Source organism: Pantoea wallisii (assembly GCF_002095485.1).
In the GTDB taxonomy this organism is placed as follows: domain Bacteria; phylum Pseudomonadota; class Gammaproteobacteria; order Enterobacterales; family Enterobacteriaceae; genus Pantoea; species Pantoea wallisii.
In genome coordinates this window covers 61,180-76,374 of sequence record NZ_MLFS01000002.1, presented here as the reverse complement: position 1 = coordinate 76,374, position 15,195 = coordinate 61,180, and the positions used below count along the sequence as shown (strand labels likewise).

The following is a 15,195-nucleotide window of genomic DNA, read 5'->3' as shown; positions in this document are numbered from 1 at the left end:
TCAGGCCGCTTTTTCTGCGGCGATATCGCGCTGAATGCCGTCGCGTACATCCTGCGGGATCTTCAGCGCATCACCCAGAGCAGAGAGGTAGCTGCGCTCCATGAAGTGGTCAACATCAATGGCGGCACAGCTCAGGAAGTAGAGCTCCAGCGCCTCCTCTTCGTTCTTGACGTCCGCCGCCAGCCAGTGCGGATCAAGCGGTCGGTTCATCGCCTGCTGAATCAGCGCTTCCGCCTGCGCACCGTAGCCCGCTTCATGGATGTTCTGCTCAATTGCCGCGCGCTCGCGATCGTCAATGTGGCCGTCACTCTTTGCGGCAAACACCAGCGCGGTGACCAGGCGTTCCGCACGCTGGTCCACCGGCGTTTGCAGCTGGCCAAATGCCGGCTCATCCTGATGACTTTCACGCACGCGCTGTTTGTACTTATTCCACAGTACTGCACCGGCAGCGGCTCCGCCGCCTACCAGCAGCGCACTACCGCCATATTTGGTCAGCAGCTTGCGCGAGGATTTGCTGGCAACCAGTAATCCTGCCAGACCACCGAGCGCGCCGGGGGCAAGCATATCGCTCAGGCCACCGGATTTACCGTCACCGCTCTTTTTCGCCAGTACCGATTGAATCTGCTGCAGCCAATTATTCATCGTTTAACTCCTGTTTAATTTTCCACGCTCCATGCTGCCGAAGCGAGTGTCAGTTAACGTCAGAGCGGGCAAAGTATGGCAAAGCTGACGGTGCGGAAAACGTGAGTACGCAAACGTTTTCGTTTATACTGCGCGCGCATTTTGACTGCTAAGGTGAAATTATGACGACTCTCGGAACCGCGCTGCGCCCCGCTGCAACGCGTGTCATGCTGTTAGGTTCAGGCGAACTGGGTAAAGAAGTGGCACTGGAGTGCCAGCGTCTTGGTGTGGAGGTGATCGCGGTGGATCGCTACGCTGATGCGCCAGCCATGCACGTTGCCCACCGCAGCCATGTTATCAATATGCTGGATGGCGATGCGCTGGCGGCACTGATTGCTCAGGAGCAGCCGCACTTTGTGGTGCCGGAAATCGAAGCTATTGCCACAGAGAAGCTGCTGGAGCTGGAAGCGCAGGGGCAAAAAGTGGTCCCTACTGCCCGCGCCGCGCGCCTGACCATGAACCGTGAAGGCATTCGTCGCCTGGCTGCAGAGGAGCTGGCGCTGCCCACTTCTTCCTATCAGTTTGCCGACAGCCAGGAGAGTTTTGTTGCTGCCGCGCATCACATCGGCTTCCCCTGCATCGTGAAACCGGTGATGAGCTCTTCCGGTAAAGGTCAGAGCTTTATTCGCGACGCCAGCCAGCTGGCACTCGCCTGGGATTACGCTCAGCAAGGCGGCCGTGCCGGTGCGGGCCGCGTGATTATTGAAGGCGTAGTGCAGTTTGATTTTGAGATCACCCTGCTGACCATCAGCGCAGTGGATGGCATCCACTTCTGCGCCCCTATCGGTCATCGTCAGGAGGATGGCGACTACCGTGAATCCTGGCAGCCGCAGCAGATGAGCGAGCTGGCGCTGCAGCGCGCGCAGGAGATTGCCGCCAACGTGGTAAAAGCCCTGGGCGGCTACGGCCTGTTTGGCGTTGAGCTGTTCGTATGCGGTGATGAGGTGGTATTCAGCGAAGTGTCACCGCGCCCGCACGATACCGGCATGGTGACGCTGATTTCGCAGGATTTGTCAGAGTTCGCGCTGCACGTGCGCGCTTTCCTCGGCTTACCGATTGGCGGCATTCGGCAGTACGGCCCCGCCGCTTCGGCGGTCATTCTGCCGCAGCTGGAGAGCCAGAATGTGCAGTTTATGAATATTGAGGCAGCGCTGGGTGCCGGCTTGCAGCTGCGCCTGTTCGGCAAACCGGAGATTGCCGGGCAACGCCGTCTGGGCGTGGCGCTGGCGACCGGTAGCAATACCGATGATGCCGTGGCGCGCGCGGTCGCCAGTGCGGCAGCAGTGCAGGTACAGGGTTAAACCAGAAAGCGGGCGGGCCATCCGGTCCGCCCGTTTGCGCATCAGGCTTGCTGCGCACCTTCCACCGCTTCACGCGCCAGCCGCGTAATACGATCCCAGTCACCGCTCTCCAGCGCATCGTTTGGCACCAGCCACGACCCGCCAATACACAGCACGCTTTTCAGCGCCAGGTAATCACGGTAGTTAGCGGGCGAGATGCCGCCGGTCGGGCAGAAACGTACCTGCGGGAACGGGCCGCCAATCGCAGAGAGCGCTTTAACCCCGCCGTTGGCTTCCGCCGGGAAGAATTTGAATTCGCGCAGGCCATAATCCATGCCGGTCATCAGTTCGGAGACGGTACTGATCCCCGGAATCAACGGCACCGGTCCCTCTACAGCCGCTTTAAGCAGCGACTCGGTCAGCCCGGGGCTGATAACAAACTGCGCACCAGCATCGGTAACCTCTTTTAACTGTTGCGTGTTGATGACGGTGCCGGCACCCACAATGGCCTCCGGTACCTCTTTGATCATCGCCCGCAGCGCATCCATCGCTACCGGTGTACGCAGCGTCACTTCCAGCACGCGCACGCCACCTGCCACCAGCGCCTTTGCCATCGGCACCGCATCTTCAAGTTTGTTCACCACGATTACCGGCACAACCGGGCCGGTGGTCAGGATCTGTTCCGCACTCGTTTTCCAGTTCTTCATCACGTTTCCTTGGTTTTGCAGTCCGGCGCGCGGCCAGGCTATCAGAAATTGCGATCTACCATACAAGATTGGGCTGACAGGCGTCTATCGGATACGCGTTTTTTTTGAAACCGCGGTTCATTTTAAATGCGTGCCAACAAATTTTAATCATAAGGTAGCAGTGGCGAGGCTCAGTCAGAAACAGAAGCATCAGACAGAGCGCAGGATATATATCTACCCCAGAAAAAACGCGACTACAGTGAGAATCGATAACAGTACGATCAAACATGTCACCAGAGTTATGCCGAGTAACAACGCGTGTAAGGCGAGTGTCGCGCCACCAAACAACAGCGCGCCATTTCTGCACCACGCATTCTCTTTACGCAGGCCGCCAATAAATGCGGTGAACAGGGCCAGGATTGCCATCCCGATGCTGCCGCCGGTTAACAGGCCGTCCAGATTGAAGTGCCTCTTTTCAGGTAGAACCGATTTTGGCTCCTGCCCTCTTAATCCAGCAATAACGCCGCGTTTGAGCGCTGAGACCTGTTCCGCCACGATATGATCCAGCTTAGGCGGAGGATTAAACGGCCCAAACGTGAAGTGGAAGGTGACGATGAGTAATGATATGGCACCAAACAGCATGCCGCTGGCGCTCCATTTGTTATGTAACAGCGTATCCATACTTTCCCTCAATCGTAGATTTTCAGTCAGGGTGCTCAGCATGCGACGGTTATAGCTATCCAGCCCATGCAAAAACGCCCCTGATTATCTAAACCAGGGGCGTGATTTTGCGGCGACTTAATAACCTAAGTAAAGGTTAATGCGTGATCGAAAGGTGTTATTCAAACTCATTCCACGAACGACCATCGCGGGTAATCATCGCAACGGATGCTACCGGGCCCCAGGTGCCCGCCTGATAAGGCTTGGACGCATCGCCATCGGCGTTCCAGGCCTCAATGATGGAATCCACCCATGTCCAGGCTGCTTCCACCTCATCACGGCGCACAAACAGTGCCTGAATGCCGCGCATGGTCTCCAGCAGCAGACGCTCATAGGCATCAGCCAGATGCGACTGGTTGAAGGTTTCTGAATAGCTCAGGTCCAGCTTAGTCGTCTGCAGCTTGTGCTTGTGATCCAGACCCGGCACCTTGTTCAGGATTTCGATATCCACACCTTCGTCCGGCTGCAAACGGATGGTCAGTTTGTTCTGCGGCAGCTCAGCGTAGGAGTCTTTGAACAGGTTCATCTCCGGGTTTTTGAAGTACACCACTACTTCAGAGCATTTGGTCGGTAAACGCTTACCGGTGCGCAGGTAGAAAGGTACGCCCGCCCAGCGCCAGTTATCGATATCAACACGGATCGCCACGAAGGTTTCCGTCGCGCTCTGCTTATTAGCGCCCTCTTCTTCCAGATAGCCCGGCACTTTTTTACCCTGCACGAAGCCGGCGGTGTACTGGCCACGCACGGTTTTTTCGCGCACGTTGGTTTGATCGATACGGCGCAGTGAACGCAGCACTTTCACCTTCTCATCACGAATCGCATCGGCGCTGAGATCGGACGGCGGCGACATGGCAATCATGGTGAGAATCTGCAACAGGTGGTTCTGGATCATGTCACGCATCTGGCCGGCTTTATCGAAGTAACCCCAGCGGCCTTCAATACCCACCTCTTCTGCCACGGTAATCTGCACGTGGTCGATGGTGCGGTTGTCCCAGTTGTTCACGAAGATAGAGTTGGCAAAACGCAGTGCCAGCAGGTTAAGTACCGTCTCTTTGCCGAGGTAGTGGTCGATACGGAACACCTGGCTCTCGTCAAAGAACTTGCCCACGCTGTCATTGATCTCCTGCGAGGTCTCCAGCGAGGTGCCCAGCGGTTTTTCCATTACAACGCGCGCCGGCTTTGCATTCAGTTTCGCGGCGCCGAGGCCTTCGCAGATCGCGCCAAAGGTGCTGGGTGGCATCGCAAAGTAATTAATGGTGACGCGGTTTTTCTGGTCAAGCATCTTGCCCAGTTTAGAGAAGTGCGACGTGTCCGTGACATCGAGGTTGCAGAAGTCGAGGCGGCTGCTGAGTTTGTCCCACAGCGCTTCATCGATCTTCTCTTTCATGAAGGTTTCCAGCGCTTCACGCACCACTTTGGTGTACGCCTCTTTGTCCCACTCCGCGCGACCCACGCCGATAATACGGGTTGTGTCGTGAATCTGACCGGCTTTCTCCAGCTGATACAGTGAAGGCAACAGTTTCCGGCGTGCCAAATCGCCTTTAGCACCGAAAATCACCAGATCACATGCCTGGGCTGTTTGTGTTACCGCCATTTTCCTCTCCTCGTTGCAGGATATACCCGGTTTGAGCGTCCTCATCATCCCGGGTCCTTATTGTAATTTTCTTACGGCACAATGTACTTTTTTCACCGCGCCACGACAACCCGGCAGCGGCGGGATATCGCTCTCCACTCTGCACCGCCCGGCTGCGTTTAGCGTGTTGTGAAGTGCGCTACGGCTTATTTTTCTGTTTCGATGTTTGTCGGGGTAAAACCCGGCAGCGATCAAAGTATGACAAAAAAATCGCGCTTACATTTACCCGCTGCTGCGTACGAACAGCCATTACACGGTATATTGTCCGGCATTGGCAGCGGTTTTACCTTGCGGTAAGGCTGCAAAAAGTGATTGAAGGTCATCAGGTTAACGACATGCTGGAACAGATTCAGGCGCAACTCGGAACGCTTAGCAAATCAGAACGCAAAGTGGCGGAACAGATCCTCGCCGCGCCACAGCAGGCCATGCACTCCAGTATTGCTACGCTGGCACGCGCCGCAGACGTGAGCGAACCCACGGTTAATCGTTTCTGTCACCGCATGGGCACGCGCGGCTTTCCGGATTTCAAACTGCAGCTGGCACAGAGTCTGGCAAAAGGCCCCAGCTGGGTGAGCCGCGACGTGGAAGAAAATGACAGCGTTGAGAGCTACAGCCTGAAGATTTTTGACTCCGCGCTGGCTGGCCTGAACCGCGTGCGTCAGCAGCTGGATATGCAGGTGATAAACCGCGCGGTTCAGGCGCTCTCACAGGCGCAGAAGATCGCCTTCTTCGGCCTGGGCGCTTCGGCGGTTGTGGCGCACGATGCCACCAATAAATTCCTGCGTTTTAATCTGCCGGTCATCTGGTCAGAGGATATTGTGATCCAGCGCATGAGTTGCATAAATAGTGGACCAAATGACGTCTTTGTCCTCATATCACATACTGGCCGCACCAAAAATATGGTAGAACTGGCTCGCCTGGCGCGTGTAAACGCTTCCACCGTGATTGCTATCACCTCTCCGGATTCGCCGCTGGCCGCTGAAGCCACGCTGGCGCTCACGCTGGATGTGCCGGAAGACACCGACATCTATCTGCCGATGGTTTCCCGCCTTGCGCAGCTTACTGTAGTGGATGTCCTGGCAACCGGCTTTACACTTGAGCGGGGCACGGCTTTCCGTGAAAATCTAAAACGGGTTAAAGAAGCGCTTAAAGATTCGCGCCTGGAGAAGCCGGTACGGGGAAACGATGCCCGGCAAAATAATTAACATCACATTTACAATGTGAGTCGAATCACAACCCTTCGATCATATAGAATAAGTGACCACACCGTGTCCTTTGTGATCGACACGATACTTTGTCAACGGAGTCCTTCATGTCAAGACGTCTCAGAAGAACCAAGATCGTTACCACCCTCGGTCCCGCTACCGATCGCGACAATAACCTCGAAAAAATCATCGCGGCAGGTGCTAACGTTGTGCGACTCAACTTCTCTCACGGCACGCCGGAAGATCACCAGATGCGTGCCGATAAAGTGCGCCAGATTGCCGCAAAATTAGGTCGTCACGTAGCGATTCTGGGCGATCTGCAGGGACCCAAGATTCGTGTTTCTACCTTCAAAGAGGGTAAAGTTTTCCTGAACGTTGGCGATCGCTTCCTGCTTGATGCCGACCTGAGCAAAGGCGAAGGCGACAAAGAGAAAGTGGGCATCGACTACAAAGGCCTGCCGGAAGATGTGGTGCCTGGCGATATCCTGCTGCTCGATGATGGTCGCGTACAGCTGAAAGTGCTGGAAGTTCAGGGTGTAAAAGTGTTTACCGAAGTGACCGTCGGCGGCCCGCTCTCTAATAATAAAGGCATCAACAAGCTGGGCGGCGGACTCTCTGCTGAAGCACTGACGGAAAAAGATAAGCTCGATATCATCACCGCTGCGAAAATTGGCGTTGATTACCTGGCCGTCTCCTTCCCGCGCAATGGCGAAGACATGAACTATGCACGTCGTCTGGCGCGCGATGCCGGCTGTGATGCCAAACTGGTCGCCAAAGTTGAGCGTGCTGAAGCCGTTGCGACGCAGGAAGCGATGGATGATATCATCCTCGCCTCCGATGTGGTGATGGTGGCGCGTGGCGATCTCGGCGTTGAGATTGGCGATCCGGAGCTGGTAGGTATTCAGAAAGCGTTGATCCGTCGTGCGCGTCAGCTGAACCGCACCATCATCACGGCAACGCAGATGATGGAGTCGATGATCACCAATCCGATGCCAACCCGCGCGGAAGTGATGGATGTGGCGAACGCCGTACTGGATGGCACCGATGCGGTTATGCTCTCCGCCGAGACTGCGGCGGGCCAGTATCCGGCTGAAACCGTCTCCGCTATGGCGAAAGTGTGCCTTGGCGCGGAAAAAATCCCGAGCGTTAACGTCTCCAAACACCGTCTGGATGTGCAGTTCGATAACATCGAAGAGGCAATTGCGATGTCAGCGATGTATGCGGCTAACCACCTGCAGGGTGTTTCCGCCATCATCACCATGACGGAGTCAGGCCGTACTGCGCTGATGACTTCGCGCATTACCTCCGGGTTACCGATCTTCGCGATGTCACGTCACGAGCGTACGCTGAACCTGACCGCGCTCTACCGTGGTGTAACGCCGGTCTATTTTGACAGTAACAACGATGGTGTTGCCGCAGCGCACGATGCCGTTAACCTGCTGCGCGACAAAGGCTTCCTCGTCTCCGGCGACCTGGTGATTGTCACCCAGGGCGACGTGATGGCCACGACCGGCACCACCAATACCAGCCGCGTCCTGCGCGTAGATTAAACGTCACGCACGACCTTAGCGGCTGTAACAACATGGACAAACGCGACTGCCTGGCAGTCGCGTTTTATTTTGCTCTGACAAGGAGGCCAGATGGCCCGCTATCAACCGATTACTCACCTCACCGGCCGCGTTTTGCTGTTTCCGCTCGCGCTGGTGCTGTTTGAATTTGCCACCTACATCGCTCACGACATGATTCAACCCGGCATGCTGCTGGTGACCGAAGAGTTCAGCGTCGGGCCGGAGTGGGTCTCAACGTCCCTGACCGCGTATCTGATGGGCGGCGTGGTGCTGCAGTGGCTGCTGGGGCCGCTCTCGGACAAATATGGCCGCCGCCCGGTGCTGCTCTTCGGCATACTCTTCTTTGCCGCCGCCTGTATATTGACCACCTGGGTCAGCAACATCGAGCAGTTCATTACCCTGCGCTTTATTCAGGGCATCAGCCTGTGCTTTATCGGCGCCGTCAGCTATGCCGCGGTGCAGGAGGCGTTTGATGAAGCGCTGGCCGTGCGCATGATGGCGCTGATGGCTAACGTTGCGCTGCTTGCACCGCTGGCCGGCCCGCTGGCGGGCGCAGCCTGGCTTACCGTGGCGGAGTGGCGCAGCATGTTCTGGCTGTTCGCCATTTGCAGCCTGGTGGCGTTTGTAGTGCTGTACCGCATCATGCCGGAAACCGCCGGCGATCGCAGTCACTCCATCGCTCTGCCTAACCTGGCGCGCGGCTACGGGCGACTGGCGCGTGATAAGCAGGTGATGTACGGTTCATTCGCCATTGGCCTGGTCTTTATCCCGATCCTCACCTGGGTTGCGCTCTCGCCGGTAATTCTGATGCACGATGAGGGGCTTTCGCGCATGCAGTACGCCCTGCTGCAGCTGCCGGTATTTCTCGCGATGATTGCGGGCAACGTTACGCTGGGAAAACTGGCGGGGCGCGTACCGATTGAACAGCCGGTAAAATTCGCTGCCTGGCCGATTCTGCTTGGTCTGAGCACTGCCCTGGTGGCTAATCTGCTCGATAGCCACACCTATCTGCTGCTGACCGCTGGCCTCAGCCTGTACGCGTTTGGTGCCGGGATGGTGAATGCCGGGTTATACCGCCTGACGCTCTACTCCAGCAGCGAGGGCAAAGGCAGTATCGCGGCGATGCTGGGCATGATCAGCATTCTGACGCTGGCCGCGGGCATCGAACTGGCAAAGAGCGGCTATTTCAGCGGCGGTACACCCTGGTTTAGCGGCATCAACTTTGTTGCGGGCGTGCTGTGGTTTGGACTGGTAACGCTCTTCCTGCGTGAGCGCAAGCGTCGCGCCCATATCCAGACGGTGGAGTAACACGTTGAAAAACGGTAGCGGCGCAGTGCTCAGCGCCGCTACCGCGGGCAGGCTTTGGCTGAAATGCCCGGCGCGTTATTTGCGGGGATAGAGATCGTCACGCGCGTAAGGTTCAATATCTCCCTCTTTACGCGTTTTCAGCAGCTTAAGAATCCAGGTGTACTGTTCCGGATGTGGACGCACAAACACCTCAACCTCTTCATTCATGCGGCGCGCCAGCGTTTTGTCATCAGCGTCCAGCAGATCATCCATTGGCGGACGCACGTAGATCTCCAGCCGGTGCGTCTTACTGTTATAGACCGGGAACAGCGGTACAACGCGCGCCCGGCACACCTTCATTAAGCGACCCACAGCCGGCAAGGTGGCTTTGTAGGTAGCAAAGAAATCAACAAATTCGCTGTGTTCAGCACCGTGATCCTGATCCGGCAGATAGTAGCCATAATAGCCCTGACGCACGGAGGCGATGAAGGGTTTGATGCCATCGTTACGCGCGTGCATGCGGCCACCAAAGCGACGACGCACGGTATTCCACAGATAATCCATGAGCGGATCGCTCTGGTTATGGAACATCGCCGCCATCATCTGCCCTTCTGACGCCAGCAGCATGGCGGGAATATCAACGCCCCAGCCATGCGGCACAAGGAAGATCACGTTCTCTTTATTGTTTTGCAGGTCGGTGATGATCTCCCGGCCGTGCCACTCTACGCGCTGACGTACCCGCTCGGGGTTACGCATGCCCAGTTCGGCCATCATGACCATGGCCTGCGGAGCTGTGGCAAACATACGGTCAGCAATCTCTTCGCGCTGCGCTTCACTCAGCTCCGGCAGGCAATAGTAGAGATTGATCAACGCACGACGGCGCGCACTTTTCGCCAGCTTGCCGGCAAATTTGCCCAATCCACCCAGAACAGGATCGCGCACTTTGGCAGGCAGCAGTGCCATACCGGCCAGCGCACCCACCGCCAGCCAGCTACCCCAGTATTTCGGCTTTAAAAATGAACGTTGAAAAACGGGAATAAATTCAGTGTTATTTTTCTTTCGGGTTTCCATGCACTCGCCTCTGACAATGACGGCTCAATAATAGTGACGGCAGGTAATTTTGCAATCTTCATGCGTCAGATAGCAAAAAACCGACGAAGAATCCGTCGGTTTCTCGCTATTGTCGCTGAAAAAGGCTTACTTCAGCGACAGCTGTGGCAGATAAGCCTTCACCTGCGCCAGGTAAGTACTGCGGTCTTTACCGGTCAGCCCTTCCATGCGTGGCAGCTTCGCCGTCAGCGGGTTGACCGCCTGATTGTTGATCCACACTTCATAATGCAGGTGCGGACCGGTGGAGCGCCCGGTGTTACCGGAGAGCGCAATACGGTCGCCACGCTTCACTTTCTGCCCGGGCTTCACCAGCGCTTTGCTCAGGTGCATGTAGCGCGTCATGTACTGACGGCCGTGACGAATCGCCACATAGTTGCCGGCCGCGCCGCCATTTTTCGCCATTACCACTTCGCCATCGCCTACCGCCAGCACCGGCGTGCCAATCGGCAGCGCGAAATCCACCCCTTTATGTGGCGCGATGCGTCCGGTCACCGGGTTAAGACGGCGCGGATTGAAGTTTGAGGATACGCGATACTGTTTGACCGTCGGGAAGCGCATAAAGCCGCGCGCCAGGCCGGAGCCGTTACGATCGTAGAATTTGCCATCCTCCGCGCGGAACGCATAGTAATCTTTGCCGCCAGTATGTAAACGCACGCCCAGCAGCTGACTTTGCGCGCTTTTGCCATCCAGCATCTCGCGAGACATCAGTACGCTGAACTCGTCACCGGCGCGCAGCTTACGGAAATCCATCTGCCACTGCATCGCTTTGATAACGCTATTGGTTTCGCTGCTGGTTAATCCGGCACGCTGCGCGCTGGCGGCAAAACTGCCGCGCACTTCGCCTTTCAGTACGCTGTTCTGCCACTCACCCTTCTGCATCTCCTGCTGCATCCTGAAATTGCCGGTGGGCTGACGCGCATAGGTGCGGGTTTCACGACGATCAATCTCCCAGGTGAAATCCTGCAGGCCGCCATCTGCGTCCAGCGTCCAGTTCAGCTGCTGACCGACGCGCAGATTGCGCAGATCTTTATCGCTGCTGACCAGCGCATTGATATCGCTCAGATCGATACCGTACTGGTTCAGCGCGCTACTCAGAGTATCGCCTGAAGAGACGGTGTAATCGTGCTTGTTCGGGGTATCCGGCACATCGTTATCGATGTCGTCTGCCGGGATATCGTCTTCCGGTTCCGCCGTGGTCTGATCGATCGGCTCACTGGCTTCCGGCAGCAGGGTGCGCAGTTCGTTTTTGTCCAGCGTGATGTCTTTCACGATGGGCGCAACGTCACGCGGATGATAAACGTATGGCCGCCAGACAGCGACGGCCAACGTAATAACGGTTAATGATCCCAGCATAACGCGGTGGGGGCGCGGCAAATTATTAAATGCGAGGGCGACAGAGCGGGCTATCTGCTGCACTTTTACCTATTCCTCTATGCTCCATTCAGGCAGCTCGCATACTGGCTCGACAACTGTGAGAGGAATTTCACGTAGCTGTCTTTGGTTAAGCTGATTCCCATGCCAAGCGGATCAAGGGTGCCTTTACGCACGCTGGTTCCGCGGGACACGGCATCGATGACGGCCGGCCTGAATTGTGGTTCAGCGAAAACGCATACGGCTTTCTGCTCAACCAACTGTGTTCGTATTTGATGTAAACGTTGGGCGCCCGGCTGGATTTCAGGGTTGACGGTAAAATGCCCCAATGGTGACAAACCGTAATGTTTTTCAAAGTAGCTGTAAGCGTCGTGAAAAACGAAATAACCCTTATTTCGCACCGGCGCAAGTTGCGCGCCAATGTGTTTATCTGCGTCCGCTAATTCTGCCTCAAACTGCTGCAGATTGGCGTCAAGTTTGGCTTTGCTTTGCGGCATAAGTTCCAATAATTTTCCGTGGATTGCAACCGCAGATTGTTTCGCAATCTCCGGTGACATCCACAGGTGCATATTAAACTCGCCGTGATGGTGGTGCGTATGAGACGTGTCTTGTTCCTCAGATTTTTCTGATCCCGCGTGATGATCGTGATCGTGCTCATGTTCATCCTCCTCTTCACCCCCGCGAATCAGCAGCGGTTTCACCTCTGGCAACCCGGCGATCTCAAGGTTCTTACTGGCGGGCAACTCCGCCGCCGACTTCGTCAGGAAGGCTTCCATCTCAGGGCCGGTCCAGACGACTAAGTCTGCGTTTTTAATACGTTTTACATCAGACGGACGTAGGGCATAATCGTGTTCGGAGGCGCCGTCCGGCAGCAATACTTCAACTGGCGTAATGCCATCGGCGATGGCGGCTGCGATAAATCCGAGAGGCTTAATTGAAGCAACAACGGCGGAGTGCGCGGGTGACGCGCTCATGGCGGCCAGAGCGACCGCAGAAAGGGTAAAAGTAAGGCGCTTTTTATTGTGTAACATAATGCGTCATTCCATCGTGACCAGGTGATGGAATGTGATATTATAACATTCGAAATTCAATGCAACCGTAAATATCATGACGTCACTTGTCACACTCGAAAACATTTCTGTGAAGTTTTCACAGCGTCCCGTGCTGTCAGGCGTAAGTTTGTCGCTTGAGCCCGGCAAAATTCTTACGCTGCTTGGCCCCAATGGTGCCGGCAAATCGACGCTGGTGCGTACCGTGCTTGGGCTACTGGCACCAACCAGCGGTACCGTCCGGCGCGCGACGGGGTTGCGCATCGGCTATGTGCCGCAAAAGCTGCATATCGACCCTACTCTGCCGATCACCGTGGAGCGCTTTATGCGCCTGTCACGCGGCAGTCAGCGCGACGATATCCTGCCGGCGCTGAAGCGCGTGCAGGCCGGCCATCTGCTGCAGGCGCCGCTGCAAAAGCTCTCAGGGGGGAAACCCAGCGCGTACTGCTGGCGCGCGCCCTGCTCAACCGACCGCAGCTGCTGGTGCTGGATGAGCCCACGCAGGGCGTAGACGTGAATGGCCAGGTAGCGCTTTACGATTTAATCGATCAGCTGCGCCGTGAGCTGAACTGTGGGGTGCTGATGGTCTCTCATGACCTGCATCTGGTCATGGCCAAAACCGACGAAGTGCTCTGCCTGAATCATCACATCTGCTGCTCCGGCACGCCGGAAGCGGTTTCGCAGCACCCGGAATTTATCGCGATGTTCGGCCCGCGTGAGGCCCAACAGCTGGCGATCTACCGTCATCATCATAATCATCGTCACGATTTACAGGGACGCATTGTTCTGCGCAAAGGAAACGGCCCGTCATGATTGAACTGTTATTACCCGGCTGGCTGGGCGGCGTGTTGCTGGCGCTGGCAGCCGGTCCGCTGGGCTCGTTCGTGGTCTGGCGCCGCATGTCCTACTTTGGTGACACCCTCGCCCACGCTTCCCTGCTGGGTGTGGCCTTTGGACTGTTGTTGAATGTGAACCCCTGGTACGCCGTGATTCTGGTTACCGTGTTGCTGGCACTGGGTCTGGTATGGCTGGAGCGGCGTCCGCATCTGGCAATCGATACGCTGCTTGGCATTATGGCGCACAGTGCGCTGTCGCTGGGTTTGGTGGTTGTCAGCCTGATGCAGGGCGTACGTGTGGATCTGATGGCTTATCTGTTTGGCGATCTGCTGGCTATTACGCCGGACGATTTGTGGCTGATGGGCGCAGGTGTAGTGATTGTTCTGGCCGTGATGGCGTGGCAGTGGCGCTCGCTGCTGTCGATGACCATCAGCCTGAGCTGGCGCAGGTGGATGGCGTAAATATTCAGCGCACCCGGCTGATGCTGATGCTGGTCACTGCGCTGACTATCGGTGTCGCCATGAAGTTTGTGGGTGCACTGATCATCACATCGCTGCTGATCATTCCCGCCGCTACCGCCCGTCGCTTTTCGCGTTCGCCGGAGCAAATGGCCGGCTTCGCCGTACTGATCGGTATTATCGCCGTCACCGGCGGCCTGACATTTTCCGCCAGCTACGATACACCCGCCGGCCCTTCGGTGGTGCTGTGCGCTGCCGTACTGTTTATCATCAGCATGGCAAAAAAACCGGCGGCGTAACGCCGGTTACTCTTCGCGCACGATGTCGAAGTGTTTATAAGCGTGCTGCGTGGCCATACGGCCGCGCGGCGTGCGCTGAATGAATCCCTGCTGAATCAGGAAGGGTTCAATCACATCTTCAATGGTTTCCCGCTCTTCACCAATGGCTGCTGCGAGGTTATCAAGGCCGACCGGGCCGCCCATGAACTTATCGATAATAGCCAGCAGCAGTTTCCGGTCCATATAGTCGAAGCCCTGATTATCAACGTTAAGCATATCCAGCGCGCTGGCCGCCACTTCACCGCTCATATCGCCATTGGCGCGCACCTCGGCGAAGTCGCGCACGCGGCGCAGTAAGCGGTTAGCAATACGCGGCGTACCGCGTGCACGGCGCGCCACTTCAAGCGCCCCTTCATGACTCAGCGTCAGGCCTAAGCAGGCCGCGCTGCGGCTCACAATATGCTGCAGATCCGGTACGTTATAGAACTCCAGACGCTGCACAATGCCGAAGCGATCACGTAACGGCGACGTCAGGGAGCCGGCCCGCGTGGTGGCACCAATCAGGGTAAAAGGCGGCAGGTCAAGCTTGATTGAGCGCGCAGCCGGGCCTTCGCCAATCATGATATCCAGCTGGTAGTCCTCCATCGCCGGATAGAGCACCTCTTCAACCACCGGGGAGAGGCGGTGAATTTCGTCGATAAACAACACGTCGTGCGGTTCAAGGTTGGTCAGCATCGCCGCCAGGTCACCGGCTTTTTCCAGCACCGGCCCGGAAGTGGTGCGCAGGTTCACGCCCATTTCGTTGGCGACAATGTTAGCCAGCGTGGTTTTGCCCAGCCCCGGCGGACCAAAAATCAGCAGATGGTCAAGCGCATCGCCGCGCAGTTTGGCGGCCTGGATGAAGATCTCCATCTGTTCGCGCACCTGCGGCTGACCCACATACTCCGTCAACAGTTTAGGACGGATGGCGCGGTCCAGGCTCTCTTCTTCATTGACAGAACTGCCCGACACCAGGCGATCGGCTTCAATCAT

12 protein-coding genes and 2 pseudogenes are annotated in these 15,195 nt (G+C 56.7%); 6 read left to right on the top strand and 8 right to left on the bottom strand.

The features are described from left to right. On the bottom strand, positions 1–642 hold the full coding sequence (locus HA48_RS00990) for a tellurite resistance TerB family protein (RefSeq protein ID WP_128599373.1): 642 nt from the start codon (positions 640–642) through the stop codon (positions 1–3). Between the two features lie 161 nt (positions 643–803). Between HA48_RS00990 and purT the strand changes: the two genes are divergently transcribed. After that, entirely contained in the window at positions 804–1,982 is a 1,179-nt protein-coding gene (purT, locus tag HA48_RS00985) for a formate-dependent phosphoribosylglycinamide formyltransferase (protein WP_128599372.1), read from the top strand. A 41-nt stretch (positions 1,983–2,023) separates the two neighbouring features. Here purT and HA48_RS00980 read toward each other — a convergent pair whose 3' ends face one another. The 3 genes from HA48_RS00980 to zwf form a co-directional block, all read right to left on the bottom strand. Then, on the bottom strand, positions 2,024–2,668 hold the full coding sequence (locus tag HA48_RS00980) for a bifunctional 4-hydroxy-2-oxoglutarate aldolase/2-dehydro-3-deoxy-phosphogluconate aldolase (protein ID WP_128599371.1): 645 nt from the start codon (positions 2,666–2,668) through the stop codon (positions 2,024–2,026). A 213-nt stretch (positions 2,669–2,881) separates the two neighbouring features. Continuing rightward, positions 2,882–3,370 (bottom strand): hypothetical protein, encoded by a 489-nt coding sequence (locus HA48_RS00975; RefSeq protein WP_244182779.1) that lies wholly within the window; start codon positions 3,368–3,370, stop codon positions 2,882–2,884. 115 nt (positions 3,371–3,485) lie between these two features. Continuing rightward, entirely contained in the window at positions 3,486–4,961 is a 1,476-nt protein-coding gene (gene zwf, locus HA48_RS00970) for a glucose-6-phosphate dehydrogenase (protein ID WP_128599370.1), read from the bottom strand. A 374-nt stretch (positions 4,962–5,335) separates the two neighbouring features. Here zwf and HA48_RS00965 point away from each other — a divergent pair, with 374 nt between their 5' ends. The 3 genes from HA48_RS00965 (at position 5,336) to HA48_RS00955 (ending at position 9,081) form a co-directional block, all read left to right on the top strand. Next, on the top strand, positions 5,336–6,205 hold the full coding sequence (locus HA48_RS00965) for a MurR/RpiR family transcriptional regulator (protein ID WP_128599441.1): 870 nt from the start codon (positions 5,336–5,338) through the stop codon (positions 6,203–6,205). A gap of 107 nt (positions 6,206–6,312) precedes the next feature. Then, positions 6,313–7,755, top strand: a complete 1,443-nt coding sequence (gene pyk, locus HA48_RS00960) for a pyruvate kinase (protein WP_128599369.1) — start codon at positions 6,313–6,315, stop codon at positions 7,753–7,755. A 90-nt stretch (positions 7,756–7,845) separates the two neighbouring features. Then, positions 7,846–9,081 carry an MFS transporter gene (locus HA48_RS00955; RefSeq protein WP_128599368.1) on the top strand — a complete coding sequence of 412 codons (1,236 nt, stop codon included), beginning with the start codon at positions 7,846–7,848 and terminating at the stop codon, positions 9,079–9,081. 75 nt (positions 9,082–9,156) lie between these two features. Here HA48_RS00955 and lpxM read toward each other — a convergent pair whose 3' ends face one another. The 3 genes from lpxM to znuA all read right to left on the bottom strand — a co-directional run bounded on the left by lpxM (position 9,157) and on the right by znuA (position 12,572). Further along, a complete protein-coding gene (lpxM, locus tag HA48_RS00950) occupies positions 9,157–10,131 on the bottom strand; it encodes a lauroyl-Kdo(2)-lipid IV(A) myristoyltransferase (RefSeq protein WP_128599367.1) in 975 nt (324 codons plus the stop codon). 126 nt (positions 10,132–10,257) lie between these two features. After that, the gene (gene mepM, locus HA48_RS00945; protein ID WP_128599366.1) at positions 10,258–11,586 is read right to left on the bottom strand and encodes a murein DD-endopeptidase MepM; all 1,329 of its coding nucleotides are present in this window, start codon (positions 11,584–11,586) and stop codon (positions 10,258–10,260) included. 14 nt (positions 11,587–11,600) lie between these two features. Beyond that, complete coding sequence (gene znuA / locus HA48_RS00940; protein WP_128599365.1) at positions 11,601–12,572, bottom strand: zinc ABC transporter substrate-binding protein ZnuA; 972 nt, start codon at positions 12,570–12,572, stop codon at positions 11,601–11,603. Positions 12,573–12,648: 76 nt separating this feature from the next. On the opposite strand from znuA, the pseudogene znuC reads away from it, so the two are divergent. Further along, positions 12,649–13,403: pseudogene (gene znuC, locus HA48_RS00935) on the top strand (zinc ABC transporter ATP-binding protein ZnuC). Next, a pseudogene (gene znuB, locus HA48_RS00930) lies at positions 13,400–14,184 on the top strand (zinc ABC transporter permease subunit ZnuB). Before znuC ends, znuB begins: the two co-directional pseudogenes overlap by 4 nt. A gap of 6 nt (positions 14,185–14,190) precedes the next feature. On the opposite strand, the gene ruvB reads toward znuB, so the two are convergent. Next, entirely contained in the window at positions 14,191–15,195 is a 1,005-nt protein-coding gene (gene ruvB / locus HA48_RS00925) for a Holliday junction branch migration DNA helicase RuvB (RefSeq protein ID WP_128599364.1), read from the bottom strand.